This is a genomic window from Micromonospora zamorensis (assembly GCF_900090275.1).
Classification (GTDB): Bacteria; Actinomycetota; Actinomycetes; order Mycobacteriales; family Micromonosporaceae; genus Micromonospora; species Micromonospora zamorensis.
Genome location: NZ_LT607755.1, coordinates 2206829 through 2222483, shown reverse-complemented (window position 1 = coordinate 2222483; position 15655 = coordinate 2206829). Strand labels below are relative to the sequence as shown.

The window sequence follows — 15655 nt, the reverse complement described above, 5'->3', positions numbered from 1 at the left end:
TTCAGCGAGAGGAATCGAGTGCCAGCCGGATGAGGTCGTCCTCATCCAGTCCGTCGAGGTCGGTGCCGTCGGGCTCCCCGGCGGTTGGTTCGGCGTCGTCACCGGTGCCGTCGGCGAGGCGCAGCAGGGCGTCCAGCAACCCGGCGGCCCGCAGCCGGGCCGGGGAGATCTCGGCGAGCGCCTGCCGGATGCGGGCGTCGTCGTCGAGCTCGTCCGGCCCGAACAGCTCGTCGTGCAGGTGCTCGGCGAGGACCAGGGCGTTGGGGTAGTCGAAGATGAGGGTGGTGCTGAGCCGCAGACCGGTGCTCGCGTTGAGCCGGTTGCGCATCTCGATGGCGGTCGCCGAGTCGAAGCCCAGCTCCCGGAACGCCCGCTCCGGCTCGACGAACTCGGCCGACGGGTGGCCGAGGACGGCGGCGGCCTCCGCCCGTACCGTCTGGAGCAGGGCCCGGTGCCGCTCGCCGCGGGACAGGTCGCGCAGTCGGGTGTGGAGCGCGGACGCCCCCTGGCCGCTGATGGCGGCCTGGTCGGCCTCGCGGATCCGGCGCACCTGCGGCAGTTCGTGCAGCAGCGGCCGGGGTCGGGCCGACTCGTAGGCGGGCGCGAACCGCTGCCAGTCGACGTCGGCGATGGCGACGAAGGTCTCGTCGTGGTCCAGGGTCCGGGCCATGGCGGCGATGGCCAGGTCGGGTGCCATCGCGGCGAGGCCGCGTCGGCGCAACTGCTCGACGATCGCGGCGTCGGACATGCCGCCGCCGTCCCACACCCCCCAGGCGATCGAGGTGGCGCGCAGGCCGCGGGCCCGGCGACGGGCCGCGAGGGCGTCGAGGTAAGCGTTGGCCGCCGCGTACGCGCCCTGCCCGCCACCGCCCCAGACACCGGAGTTGGAGGAGAACAGGACGAACGCGCTCACGTCTCCGACGAGGTCGTCGAGCAGCGCGGCGCCTGCCGCCTTGCCGTCGACCACGTCGGCGAACTCGTCCAGGCCGGTGTCGGCGAGCGACGCCGAGCGGGCGACACCGGCGGCGTGGAAGACGGCGGTGAGGTTGTCGATGCCGTCGAGCACGCCGCTGAGCCCGTCGCGGTCGGCCGTGTCGCAGGCGGCGATGGTCACCCGGGCGCCGAGGTGTTCCAACTCGGTGCGCAGGTCGTCTGCGCCGGGGGCGTCCGGGCCTCGGCGGCTGGTGAGCACCAGGTGTTCGGCGCCGCGTCCGGCCAGCCAGCGGGCCACGTGCGCGCCGATCGCGCCGGTGCCGCCGGTGATCAGGGTGGTGCCGGTCGGCGTCCATCCGGTCGTCGGTGCCGGGCCGCTGAGGGGGTTGGGGCGCAGGCGTCGGGCGTGGACGCCGTTGTCGCGTACCGCGATCTGGTCCTCGTCGTCGATGCCGGCGACGGCGGCCTGGAAGCGGGTGAGCGCGGCGTTGTCGAGCCGGGCCGGCAGGTCGATCAGTGCGCCCCAGCGGTCGGGCTGCTCCAGGCCGAACACCCGGCCGGTGGCCCAGACCTGGGCGGGCCCGGTCAGTGGCGGTTCGTCGGTGGCGGTGGCGGTGACCGCGCCGCGGGTGACGATCCGGAGCCGTCCGGGGATCCCGGCGTCGGCCAGGGCCTGGATCAGCAGCACGGTCGCGGTCAGGCAGGGCGGGACGGCGCCGTCGCTGTCCGGGGCGACCGCCAGCAGGGACAGCACACCGGAGACGGTTCGTTCCGGGCCGGTCGCCGCGCTCAGTTGTGCGGTCAGGGTGGCCCGGTCGGTCGTCGCCGGGTCGACCTCGACGATGACGGCGGTGCCGCCGGCCTGCTCGATCGCGGCGGTGGCGAACTCGGTCTCCATCCGCGCGATGGGGGTGGTGAGCAGCAGCCAGGTGCCGGTGAGCAACGCGTCGGTCGGCTCGGGCAGGGCGGTCCAGCCCACGGTGTAGCGCCAGGTGTCGGTGGTGCCGCGTTCCTTGCGGGTACGCCGCCAGGCGGTGAGGGCGGGTAGCAGGTCGGTGCCGTCGTCGGTGATGCCGAGTGGGGTTAGGTCGCCGTTCTCCACGGCCTGCCAGAACTCGCTGTCCATCGGGTCCACGACTGGCACTGGCGCATCGCCGACCGGCCAGAAACGCTGGTGCTGGAAGGGGTAGGTGGGCAGGTCGACGGTCCGGGTCGCCGGGATGACGGTGGTCCAGTCGACGGGTGCGCCGCAGACCCACGCCTCGGCCAGCGACCGGACCAGTTGCCCGGGGCCGCCCTCACCACGACGCAACGTGCCAACCGTGGCGACGTCGGCGGTGTCGGCGATCGCGCCGGTCAACACGGGGTGCGCGCTGACCTCGATGAAGATCCGGTGCCCGGCCGCCTGCGCCGCCGCGACCGCCAGGTCCAGGCGCACCGGCTGGCGCAGATTGCGATACCAGTAGTCGGCGTCCATCTGACCGCCGTCCTCCACTGTGGAGAACACGGGCACCGCACCGGGCTGCGCTCGCACCCCGTCGAGCAGACGCGCCAGCTCCGCCTCCACCGGCTCGACCAGAGCGCAGTGCGAGGCGTAATCCACCTTCACCCGCCTGGCCCGCACCCCGGCCGCCTCCGCAGCAGCCAGGAACGTATCCAGGTCCGCACCGGCCACGGCGACACTCGTCGGACCATTGACCACCGCAACACTCACACCGTCGGTCAGCAGAGGTGTCACCACGTCCAGACCGGCGTTGACCGACACCATCCCACCACTGCCCGACAACGCGAGCAGAGCCTGACTGCGCAACGCCACGACCCTCGCCGCATCGCTCAGTGACAGCACCCCGGCCACACAGGCCGCCGCGATCTCCCCCTGCGAATGACCGATCACCGCATCCGGCATCACACCCCTGGCCCGCCACACCTCCGCGAGAGACACGTGCACCGCCCACAACACCGGCTGCACCACATCCACCCGCTCCAACGGATCGTCCGAGCGCAACACCTCCAACAGATTCCAGTCCACGAACGGATCCAACGCCGCCGCACACTCCGCGATCCGCGCCGCGAACACCGGCTCCGCATCCAACAACCCCGTGGCCATACCGACCCACTGCGAACCCTGACCCGGGAACACGAACACCACACCAGCCGTACGCGCCGAACCGGAGACCACAGTGCTGGACGGCAACCCGTCGGCCAGGGCCACGAGGCCACTGCGGTGGTCCGGACCGAGCACCACCGCCCGGTGGTCGAACGCCGCCCGCGACACCGCCAGCGAGTACGCCACCTCCCCGGCAGCGCCACCCCACTCGACGAGCCGCTGCGCCTGACCAGCGACCGCCTTCGGGCTGCGCCCCGACAACAACCACGGCACACCCGACCCGGTCACCACCGACTCGACCACCGGCGCGGCCGGCGGCTCCTCGATGATCACGTGCGCATTGGTGCCGGACACCCCGAACGACGACACCCCCGCCCGGCGCGGGCGCTCCCCCGCCGGCCACGGCCGCGCGTCCACGAGCAGCTGCACCGCACCCGCCGACCAGTCGACGTGCCCGCTGGGCCGCTCGACGTGGACGGTCCGCGGCATGGTGTCGTGCCGCATCGCCTCGATCATCTTGATGATGCCGGCGACACCCGCGGCGGCCTGGGTGTGGCCGATGTTCGACTTGATCGAGCCCAGCCACAGCGGCTCGTCGGTGGGCCGGTCCTGACCGTAGGTGGCCAGCAGTGCCTGCGCCTCGATCGGGTCGCCCAGCCGGGTGCCGGTGCCGTGCGCCTCGACCGCGTCGACGTCGGCGGTGCTCAGGCCGGCGTCCGCGAGGGCGGCCCGGATGACGCGTTGCTGCGACGGCCCGTTCGGGGCGGTCAGCCCGTTCGACGCGCCGTCCTGGTTGACAGCGGTCCCCCGCACCACGGCGAGCACGCGGTGACCGTTGCGCACCGCGTCGGAGAGCCGTTCCACCAGCAGCACGCCCGCGCCCTCGGCCCAGCCGGTCCCGTCGGCGTCGTCGGAGAAGGACTTGCACCGGCCGTCCGGCGCCAGGCCCCGCTGCCGGGAGAAGTCGACGAACGTACCCGGGGTGGCCATCACGGTCACACCGCCGGCCAGCGCCATGGCGCACTCGCCGTTGCGCAACGCCCGTACCGCGAGGTGCAGGGCGACGAGGGAGGACGAGCACGCGGTGTCCACTGTGACCGCCGGGCCCTCCAGGCCGAAGGTGTACGCCACCCGGCCGGAGACGACACTGCCGGCGTTGCCGACGCCCAGCAGACCCTCGACTCCGTCAGCCGCCCCGAGACGGCTGACGTAGTCGTGGTACATCACTCCAGCGAACACACCCACCTGCGCTCCCCGTACGACCGCCGGGTCGATCCCGGCCCGCTCGAACGCCTCCCAGGAGGTTTCCAACAGCAGCCGCTGCTGCGGATCCATGGCGAGAGCCTCCCGTGGCGAGATCCCGAAGAATCCCGCGTCGAAGTCGCCCGCGTCGTAGAGGAAACCGCCCTCCTTGGTGTACGTGGTCCCAGGATTGTCAGGATCGGGATCGAACAACACCCCTACATCCCAGCCCCGGTCAGGGGGGAACTCCCCGATCGCGTCACCGCCGGCGTCGACCAGCCGCCACAGGTCCTCCGGCGTGGTCACACCGCCCGGGTAGCGGCAGGCCATGCCGACGATGGCGATCGGCTCGTCGGCGGTGACCGCCCTGGTCACACCGGCGGTGGGGCTCTCGTCGGAGCCGCCGAGCGCGGTGTTCAGGTGCTCGGCCAGGGCCACTGGGGTCGGATAGTCGAAGACCAGGGTGGCGGCCAGCCGCAGCCCGGTCGCGGAGTTCAACCCGTTGCGCAGCTCGACGGCGGCGAGGGAGTCGAAGCCGAACTCGCTGAACGGCCGGTCCGCGGCAACGGCCCGCCCGGAGCCGTGGCCGAGCACTCCGGCCACGTGGGTGCGTACCAGATCGAGCAGTTGGTCCCGGCGCGCCACCGGCGCCAGACCGGCGAGCCGGCGCACCAGGGCCTCGTCGCCGGACGCGCGGCCCGCGCGCTGCCGGGGGATCGCGCGGATCATGCCGCGCAGCACGCCGGGAACGTGCGACGGGGTCGCCGACGGGTCGAGCCGGACCGGTACGAGAAGGGCCTGGTTGTCGGCGCAGGCCTGGTCCAGCGCGGTGAGCGCCACGTCGGTGGACAGTGGCAGCACACCGGAGCGGGCCATCCGGTCCAGTTCGGCCGGGGCGAGACCGGCCGCCATGCCGTCCGCCCACGGCCCCCACGCGAGTGAGGTGGCGGCCAGTCCGGCGGAGCGGCGGTGCGCCGCGAGGGCGTCGAGGAAGGCGTTGGCCGCCGCGTAGTTGCCCTGCCCCGGCCCGCCGAAGACCCCGGCCGCGGAGGAGAACAGCACGAACGCGGAGAGGTTCCGGTCGCGGGTGAGGTCGTGCAGGTGCCAGGCGGCGTCGACCTTGGGGCGCAGGACGGCGGCGACGCGGTCCGGGGTGAGACCGTCGACCGTACCGTCGTCGAGGACCCCGGCGACGTGCACGACAGCGGTCAGGTCGGGTGCTCCGGCGAGGACGGCCGCGAGGGCGTCCCGGTCGGCCGCGTCGGCGGCGACCACGGTCGCGGTGGCGCCGAGTGCGGTCAGGTCGGCGACCAGCTCGGCGGAACCGGGGGTGTCGATGCCACGGCGGCCGAGCAGGATCAGGTCGGTGCTGCCGTGCCGGGTCACCAGGTGCCGGGTGACGATCCCGCCGAGGGCGCCCAGGGCACCCGTGACCAGGACAGTCCCGGTGCCGAAGGCCGGGCCGTCGCCGGTCACGCGGTGAGGAACGAGCCGAGGTACGAGGACAGCACCCCCGCGTACCGCGACCTGATCCTCTCCGGCGGCGGTGATGGCCGCGAGCCGGGCGTCGTCCAGGTCGTCGCCGGGTTCGGTGTCGGCCAGCAGGAAGCGGCCGGGGTGCTCGGACTGGGCGCTGCGGATCAGGCCCCAGACCGCGGCGCCGGCCGGGTTCGGGACGGCGTCGTCCGGGGTCGCCGCCACCGCGCCGGTGGTGAGGACGAGCAGACGGGTGTCGTCCTGCGCGAGGACGGCCTGCGCGGCGGCGAGCGCCTGGACGGCCAGGGTGTGCGCGGCGGCGGCCTGGTCGCCCGGGACCTGCGGGACGCGCAGCACGGTCAGGTCGTGCGCGGTCGACCCCACGGGCACCGGGATCGGCGACCACGTCAGCGTGTGCAGCACCGAGGGCGGGGCGTACGGCCGGAGCAGCAGGGATTCCACTGTGACAGTGGGCCGGCCGAGGTCGTCGGCCAGCTCGATCCGGACGGTGTCCGTCGCGGTCACTGTCAGTCGGGCCCGGGCCGCGCTGCCGGTCTGACCGTGCCGGGTGACGCCGGTCCACGAGAACGGGACCTTGGCGTCCCGGCCGGCGTCACCGGTCAGGCCGAGGACGTGCAGGGCGGCGTCCAGCAGCGCCGGATGCGCCGCGTATCCGTCGGCGTCACCGTCGAGGGCCAGGTCGGCGTGCAGGCTGCCGTCGGTGGCACGCCAGGCCGCGCGCAGCCCACGGAAGACGGGACCGTAGTCGAGGCCTCGGTCGGCCAGGTCGTCGTAGAGGTCGCCGACGTCGAGCGGGGTCGCGCCGGGCGGAGGCCACTCGCCAGCCGCCGGGGCCGGCAGGGTGGCGGGGCTGACCGTACCGGTGGCGTGCGCCGCCCACCGTACGCCGTCGGTGGTGGCGTGCACCGCGACCGGGCGGCGGCCGGCGTCGTCCGCCGGGCCGACCCGGACCTGGAGCTGCACGCCGCGTTCGCCGGCCACCACGGGAGCGGAGAGGACGAGGTCGTCGACGTGCTCGCAGCCGGCCTCGGTGCCGGCGGCGAGGACCAGTTCGAGCAGCGCAGTGCCGGGCACGACGACCGATCCGGCGATGCGGTGGTCGGCCAGCCAGGGCACCGAACCGGTGGTCCAGTGGCCGGTGTGCACCCGCTCGTCGTCGCTGCCGGCCAGTGGGACCATCGCGCCGAGCAGCGGGTGCCCGCCGGTGCCGGTTTCGCCGACGGCGGCGGCCGGCCAGTAGCGGCGGCGCTGGAAGGCGTAGGTGGGCAGCTCGACGAGGCGTCCGCCGGGGTGGCACTGGGTCCAGTCGACCGCGACGCCGCGCACGAAGACCTGGGCCAGGGCGGTGAGCAGCGTGGTCGGTTGGTCCCGGTCAGAGCGTTGCACGGGTACGAACACCGCGTCGGTCACGCAGTCGGCACCCATGGCGGACAGGACCCCGTCGGGGCCGATCTCCACGAACGTGCTGACGCCCAGGCCCTCCAGGGTGGAAATGCCGTCGGCGAACCGGACCGCTTCCCGCACGTGCCGCACCCAGTAGTCGGCGTCCTGTGCCTCCGCGACCTGCCCGGTCAGGTTCGACACCACCGGGATCCGGGGCTGCGCATAGGTCAACGTCTGTGCGACCTCCGCGAAGTCGGCCAGCATCGGCTCCATCAGCACCGAGTGGAACGCGTGGCTGACCCGCAGACGCTTGGACTTCTTGAAGTTCGCCGCCACCGCGGCGACCTCGCCTTCCGTGCCGGACAGCACCACCGAGCGGGGACCGTTGATCGCCGCGACCGACACCCCGTCGGTCAACAGCGGCAGCACCTCCGCCTCGGTGGCCCGCACCGCGACCATCACCCCACCCGACGGCAATGCCTGCATCAGGCGGCCCCGGGCGGCGACCAGCTTCGCCGCGTCGGACAGCGACAGCACACCGGACACGTGCGCGGCGGCAATCTCACCGATCGAATGCCCCACCAGGAAGTCCGGGGCGACCCCGAACGACTCGACGAGGCGGAACAGCGCCACCTCGACCGCGAACAGCGCCGTCTGCGTGTAGACCGTCTGATCCAGGCCGTCGCCCTCGGCGATCACCTCGCGCAACGGACGGTCGAGATGACGGTCCAGCTCCGCGCAGACCGCGTCGAACGCCTCCGCGAACACCGGGAACGACGCCGCCAACCCCAGACCCATGCCGGGCCGCTGCGACCCCTGGCCCGAGAACACGAACGCCGTCCGGCCGGTCACCGATGTGTCGGTCACCAGGGCGGGATCCGCCTGACCGGCGGCGAGGGCTTCCAGCGCGGCACGGCCGAACGCCACCGCCCGGTGCGGGAGGCGGGCCCGGCCGGCGAGGGTGTGCGCGACGTCGGCCAGATCCCGGTCACCTCCGGCCAGCAGCCGGGCGGCCTGCGCGGTCAGCGCCTGCGGGCTGCGGGCGGTGAGCACCAGCGGTACGTCGCCAGCGGCGTCCGCCCGCTCGCTGCCCCGGACCGGGTCCGGTTCGGGCGCGGCTTCGAGGATGACGTGCGCGTTGGTGCCGGAGACACCGAACGAGGAGACCGCCGACCGGCGCGGACGTCCGTCACCCGCCCACTCGCGGGCCTCGGTGAGCAGGGCGACCGAACCCGACGACCAGTCGACGTGCGTGGTCGGCTCGTCCGCGTGCAGGGTGCGGGGCATCAGGCCGGCCCGCATCGCCATGACCATCTTGATGATGCCGCCGACCCCGGCGGCGGCCTGCGCGTGACCCAGGTTCGACTTGATCGAGCCGAGCCACAACGGCCGGTCGGCGGCGCGGCCCTGGCCGTACGTGGCGAGCAGCGCCTGCGCCTCGATCGGGTCACCCAGCACCGTACCGGTGCCGTGGGCCTCCACCACGTCGACGTCGGCGGTGGACAGACCGGCGTCGGCCAACGCGGCCCGGATCACCCGCTGCTGGGCGGGCCCGTTCGGGGCGGTCAGACCGTTCGACGCGCCGTCCTGGTTGACGGCGGTGCCACGGACCAGCGCGAGCACCGGGTGACCGCGCCGGACCGCTGTGGACAGCCGCTCGACCAGCAGCACACCGACGCCCTCGGACCAGCCGGTGCCGTCGGCGCCCGCCCCGAACGCCTTGCAGCGCCCGTCGGCGGCGAGCCCGCCCTGTCGGGAGAACTCCAGGAACATGGTGGGCGTGGCCATCACCACGGCGCCGCCGGCGACGGCCATCGCGCACTCGCCGTTGCGGATCGCCCGGATCGCCAGGTGCAGCGCGACCAGCGACGCCGAGCAGGCCGTGTCCACAGTGACGGCCGGGCCCTCAAAGCCGAACGTGTACGCGAGCCGGCCGGAGATGACGCTGGCGGCGGTGCCGGTGAGCAGGTAGCCGGCGCTGGCGTCGCGGCCCTGGAGCAGGGTGTCGTACCCCTGGGCCGATGCGCCGACGAACACACCGACCGGCTCGCCTCGGACCGTCTCCGGGTCGATGCCGGCGCGTTCCAGGGCCTCCCAGGTGGATTCCAGCAGCAGCCGCTGCTGGGGGTCCATCGCCAGGGCCTCGCGGGGCGAGATACCGAAGAAGTCCGCGTCGAATTCGGCGGCGTCGTGCAGGAAGCCCCCACGGTCGGTGGCCGAGCCGCTGTCCCGTCCGGTGTCGAAGAGGTCGGCCCGCCACCCACGGTCCGTCGGGACGGCGGTGATGCCCTCGGCGCCGTCGGCGACCAGCCGCCACAACTCCTCCGGGGTGCTGATGCCACCCGGGTAGCGGCAGGCCATCGCAACGATCGCGATCGGGTCGTCGTCGTCCCCGGCGACCTCGGCAGACGGTTGCGGTGCCTCCGGGATTGCGCCGCCGAGCAGTTCGTCGCGCAGGTGGGCGACGAGTGCCAGCGGGCTCGGATGGTCGAAGGCGAGGGTCGCGGACAGCCGGAGCCCGGTCGCCGCGCCGAGCCGGTTGCGGAGTTCGACGGCGGTCAGCGAGTCGAACCCGAGCTCCTTGAAGGCACGACCAGCGACGATGCCGGACGGGTCGTGCCCGAGGACCGCCGCGACGTCCGCCACGACGATCTCCAGGAGGATCCGTTCGACCTCGGCGGGGGCGGCGGCCAGGCGACGGCGCAGCGCGGTCGCCGCGTCGGCCGGTCCGGCGGTGCCAGCCGGGCGGGTGGCGCCGCGGACCAGACCGCGAAGCAGCGGCGGTGGGGTGGTGCCGGCCGCGACCGTACGGGCCAGCCGCACCGGCACACTCAACGACTCGTCGATGCCGAGCGCCGCGTCGAGCAACGCCAGCCCCTCGGCGGTGCTGAAGCCGAGCACACCGGTGCGGTCCATCCGCCGCGTGTCGGTGTCGTCCAGCCGCCCGGCCATGCTGGTCGTGGCGGTCCAGGGACCCCAGGCGAGCGAGATCGCCGGCTGGCCCTGGGCGCGCCGGTGCGCGGCGAGCCCGTCCAGGAACGCGTTCGCAGCCGCGTAGTTGGCCTGGCCCGCAGCGCCGAGCAGCCCGGACAGCGACGAGAAGAGCACGAACGCGGCGAGTGGCTGATCCCTGGTGAGGTCGTGCAGGTGCCAGGCGGCGTCGGCCTTGGGGCGCAGCACGCCGGCCAGCCGATCGGGTGTCATCGCGTCGAGCACGCCGTCGTCGAGGACGCCGGCCAGGTGGACGACAGCGGTCAGCGGCCGGTCGGTGGTGCTGGCCGCGACCAGGGCCGCGGCGGCGCTGCGGTCGGCGACGTCACAGGCGGCCACTGTCACGCTCGCGCCCAGGCCGCGCAGTTCGTCGGCGAGGTCGGCGGCGCCGGGCGCGTCCGGGCCACGACGGCCCGCCAGCACCAGGTGCCGGGCGCCATGGGTGGTGACCAGGTGCCGGGCGACGGCCGCGCCGATCGCGCCGGTGCCGCCGGTGAGCAGGACGACACCATCCGGGTCCAGGGCGGGCGGGACGGTGAGGACCACCTTGCCGACGTGGGCGGCCTGGCTGACGTGCCGGAACGCGGCGCCGGCCGAGCGGACGTCCCAGGTGGTCACCGGCAGCGGTCGCAGTGCTCCGGCCTCGAAGAGATCGACCAGGGCGCGCAGCATCTGCTGGATCCGGTCCGGTCCGGCCTCGATCGTGTCGAAGGCCTGATAGCTGATGCCGTACGCGGCCGTGATCGCGGCGGGGTCGCGGACGTCGTTCTTGCCCATCTCGGCGAACCGACCGCCAGCGGCCAGCAGCCGCAGCGAGGCGTCGACGTGTTCGCCGGTGAGCGAGTTGAGCACCACGTCGACCCCGTGGTCGCCGGTCGCGGCGCGGAACCTCTCCTCGAACCCGGTGGTCCGGGACGAGGCGATCCGGTCGTCGGCAACACCCAGACCGCGCAGCGTGTCCCACTTCGCGGGGCTGGCCGTGCCGTAGACGGTGGCGCCGAGATGGTGGGCCAGTTGCACGGCGGCCATGCCGACGCCACCGGTGGCGGCGTGCACCAGCAGCGACTCCCCGGCACGCAGGCCGGTCAGGTCGACCAGGGCGTAGTAGGCGGTGAGGAAGACGATCGGCACGGCGGCGGCCTGCTCGAACGTCCAGCCGGCCGGGATCGGCGTGATCAGCCGGTGGTCGGTGACGGTGACCGGGCCGAACGCGCCGTAGAACATGCCCATCACCGCGTCGCCGACCCGCACCCCGTCGACACCGGGGCCGATGGCGGTGACGACACCGGCGCCCTCGCTGCCGAGCTGGGCGACGTCGGGGTACATGTCCAGGGCGATCAGGACGTCGCGGAAGTTGAGGCCGGTGGCGCGCACGGCGATCCGGACCTGGCCCGGGCCGAGCGGTTCGTCGACCTCGGGGCACGGGACCAGGGCGAGGTTGTCCAGGGTGCCCTTCACCGGGACGTCGAGGCGCCAGGGGACGCCGGCCGGCGGGATCAGGGCGGGGCCGGTCGCGGCGCGGGCCAGGCGGGGGGCGAACAGGGCGCCGTTGCGGGCGGCGATCTGCGGTTCCCCGGTGGCGAGCGCGGCGGCGAGCGCCGTGTCGTCGTCGTGGCCGTCCAGGTCGACCAGGACGAAGCGGTCCGGGTTCTCGGTCTGGGCGGTGCGAACCAGACCCCAGACCGCCGCCGCGGCCAGGTCGGGTACGTCCTCGTCGGGCGAGGTCGCCACCGCACCGGAGGTGACCACGGCGAGGCGGCTGCCCGCGTCGGTGGTGTCGCGCAGGAACCGCTGGAGCAGGTCGAGCGTGGCGGCGGTCGCGGTGTGCACCGTTGCCACCGGATCGTCACCGGCGGTCTCCGGGCGCCAGACCTGCGCCGGGACGGCGGTCGATCCAGCGGAGGGTGCCGAGGCGACGATCGGGGCCCACGCGAGGCGGTGCAGGGCGTCGGCCACCGGGAGTGCCTTCGCGGTGGGCGGGGCGTACGGACGGAGCACCAGGGAACCGACAGTGGCGACCGGCTGCCCCGTGGTGTCCCAGACGTCCAGGGCGACGGTCCCGGTGCCGCGTAGCCGCACCCTGATCGTGTCGGCGCCGACCGCGTGCAGGGTGACGCCGTTCCAGGCGAACGGGACGGCGGCCGGTTCGTCGCCGGTGCCCGTGCAGCCGAGGGCGTGCAGGGCGGCGTCGAGGAGCGCTGGGTGCAGCCCGAAGCCTGTGGAGTCGATGCTCTCGGGGGCGCGTACCTCGGCGAACGTGTCCCCCAGCGGGCCGCGCCAGACCGCTTCCAGGCCGCGGAACGCGGGCCCATAGGCCAGGCCGCGTTCGACCAGCGCGGGATAGAGGTCGGTGAGGTCGACGGGTTCGGCGCCCGGCGGCGGCCACTCGGCCGGGGCGGGCGCCGCGCTGCCGGTGACGGTGAGGGTGCCGGAGGCGTGCACGGTCCACGTCTCGCCGTCACCGCTGTGCACGCTGACGCTGCGGCGGCCGTCGGCGTCCGGGGCGCCGATCCGGACCTGCACCTGCACGCCAGTGGGCGGCAGCACGAGCGGGGTGGCGAGGACCAGGTCCTCGACCGTCTCGCAGCCGATCTCGGCACCGGCCGCGAGGACCGCCTCGAGCTGGGCGGTGCCGGGGACGACGAGGTCACCGGCGACCTGGTGGTCGGCGAGCCACGGGTGCCCGGCGGCGGACCAGTGGCCGGTGAAGAGGTGTTCGTCGGCGCCGGCCAGGGAGACGGAGGCGCCGAGCAGCGGGTGGTCGACACCGGTGAGGCCGAGGCCCCGGGTGTCGCCGGCCGGCGCGATGCCGGTGGCGGGCCAGTACCGCTGCTGCTGGAACGCGTAGGTGGGCAGGTCGACACGGCTGCCGCCGGTGGCCAGCACGGTCCAGTCCACCGCGGCGCCCCGCACGTACGCCTCGGCCAGCCCGGTGATCAGTGAGGTCACCTCGGGGCGGCCCCGGCGCAGCAGGGGCAGGTAGGCGGCTTCGGTGTCGTCGCTCTCCCGTGCCATCGCGGTGAGGACGCCGTCCGGGCCGATCTCCAGGAACCGGGTGACGCCGCGGCCCCGCAGCCAGGCGATGCCGTCGGCGAACCGGACCGCGTCGCGTACGTGCCGGACCCAGTAGTCGGCGTCCTGCGTGCCGGCGAGCTGCCCGGTGAGGTTGGAGACGACCGGGATGACCGGGGCATGGTAGGTCAGGGTGGTCGCCACCTGCGCGAACTCGGCCAGCATCGGTTCCATCAGCGCCGAGTGAAACGCGTGACTGACCGCCAGCGGCTTGGACTTCTCGAAGTGGGCGACGACCGCCGCCACCGCGTCGGGGGCACCGGACAGCACCACCGACCGGGGACCGTTGACCGCGGCGATGTCCACGCCCTCGGACAGCAGCGGCAGCACCTCGGCCTCGGTCGCCCGGACCGCCACCATCACCCCGCCGGCCGGCAGCGCCTGCATCAGTCGGCCCCGCGCCGCCACCAGCGTCGCGGCGTCGGCGAGGGACAGCACGCCGGCGACGTGCGCGGCGGCGATCTCCCCGATCGAGTGCCCCACCAGGTAGTCCGGTGTGACCCCGAACGACCCGACCAGCCGGAACAGGGCGACCTCCACAGCGAACAGGGCGGCCTGCGTGTAGGCGGTCTGTTCCAGGTCGACCCCGTCGGCGATCACCTCGCGCAGCGGACGGTCGAGGTGCGGGTCCAGTTCCGCGCAGACCAGGTCGAGTGCCTGCGCGTACGCCGGGAAGCGCGCGGCGAGCTCAAGGCCCATACCGTGGCGCTGGGAGCCCTGACCGGAGAACAGGAACGCGGTGCGGCCGTCCTGGACCGCGCCGGTGACGGCCCCGGCGGTGGCGACGCCGTCGGCCAGGGCCGCCAGGGCACCCGGCAGGTCGGTGCCGGTGACCACGGCCCGGACCGGCAGCGGTGAGCGGGTCGCGGCGAGCGAGTAGGCGATGTCGGCGTGGGTCGCCGTGGCGGTGGCCGCGAAGGCGCTCAGACGGGCGGCCTGGGCCCGCAGCGCCTCCGGGGTGTGGCCGCTGAGCACCCAGACCGGGTCGGTGCCGGCCGGCGCAGGCGTCGTCGGGGCGTCGTCCGCCGTCGGGGCCTCCTCGATGATCGCGTGGGCGTTGGTGCCGCTGATGCCGAACGCGGAGACCGCCGCACGACGTGGTCGCTCCCCCGGCGCCCACTGGCGCTCGGCGGTGAGCAGCTGCACGTTGCCGGCCGTCCAGTCCACGTGCGGGGTGGGCTCGTCGACGTGCAGGGTGCGCGGCATGACGCCGGCCCGCAGGGCGAGCACCGTCTTCATCACGCCACCGACACCGGCCGCGGCCTGGGTGTGGCCGAGGTTGGACTTGAGCGAGCCGAGCCAGAGTGGTTCGCCGTCCGGACGGCTCTGGCCGTACGTGGCGAGCAACGCCTGCGCCTCGATCGGGTCGCCGAGCCGGGTGCCGGTGCCGTGTGCCTCCACCAGGTCGACGTCGGCCGCGGTGAGTCGGGCGTTGGCGAGCGCGGCCCGGATGACGCGCTGCTGCGCGGGCCCGTTGGGGGCGGTGAGACCGTTGGAGGCGCCGTCCTGGTTGACCGCGGTGCCCCGGATGACGGCGAGCACCGGGTGGCCGTTGCGGCGGGCGTCGGAGAGACGCTCCAGCAGGAGCAGTGCGGCGCCCTCGGACCAGCCGGTGCCGTCGGCCGCCGCGGCGAACGGCTTGCAGCGGCCGTCCGGGGCGAGGCCACGCTGACGGCTGAACTCGACGAACGCCTCCGGGGTGGCGAGCACTGTGGCGCCACCGGCGAGGGCCAGGGAGCACTCCTGCTGCCGCAGGGACTGGACCGCCAGATGCAGCGCGACCAGTGAGGCCGAGCAGGCGGTGTCGATGGTGACCGCCGGCCCCTCCAGGCCGAACTGGTACGCGATCCGCCCGGAGAGCACGCTGGCCGCGCTGCCGGTCAGCCGGTAACCCTCGATGCCGTCCTGGGTGTGCCGCTGCAGCAGGGTGTCGTAGTCGCGGCCGCTGATGCCGACGAACACGCCGGTCCGGCTGCCCCGCACGCTGTCGCTGGGGATACCGGCCCGCTCGAACGCCTCCCAGGCGGTCTCCAACAGCAGGCGTTGCTGCGGGTCCATGGCCAGGGCCTCGCGCGGCGAGATACCGAACAGCGCCGGGTCGAAGTCGGCCGCCTCGGCGAGGAACCCACCCTCGCGGGCGTAGCTCTTGCCCTTGGCGTCCGGGTCGGGGTCGTAGAGCCCGTCGACGTCCCACCCACGGTCGTCCGGAAAGTCACCGATCGCGTCCCCGCCGGCGGCGACCAGCTCCCAGAGCTGCTCGGGCGTGCTGACCCGGCCCGGGTAGCGGCAGGTCATCGCGACGATCGCGACGGGCTCGCCGGCCGCCGTCTCCACCTCTTCGAGCCGTCGCTTGCTGCGTCGCAGCTCGGCGGTCATCCACTTGAGGTGGTCGAGCAGCTTCTCGTCGTTCGCCATGACACGTACCCCGTT

At 74.1% G+C, this 15655-nt stretch carries 1 protein-coding gene; it reads right to left on the bottom strand.

All coding sequences use genetic code 11. The features are described from left to right. Position 1: 1 nt before the first annotated feature. Positions 2-15640 carry a type I polyketide synthase gene (locus GA0070619_RS33360; RefSeq protein ID WP_088947722.1) on the bottom strand — a complete coding sequence of 5213 codons (15639 nt, stop codon included), beginning with the start codon at positions 15638-15640 and terminating at the stop codon, positions 2-4. Positions 15641-15655: the final 15 nt, after the last annotated feature.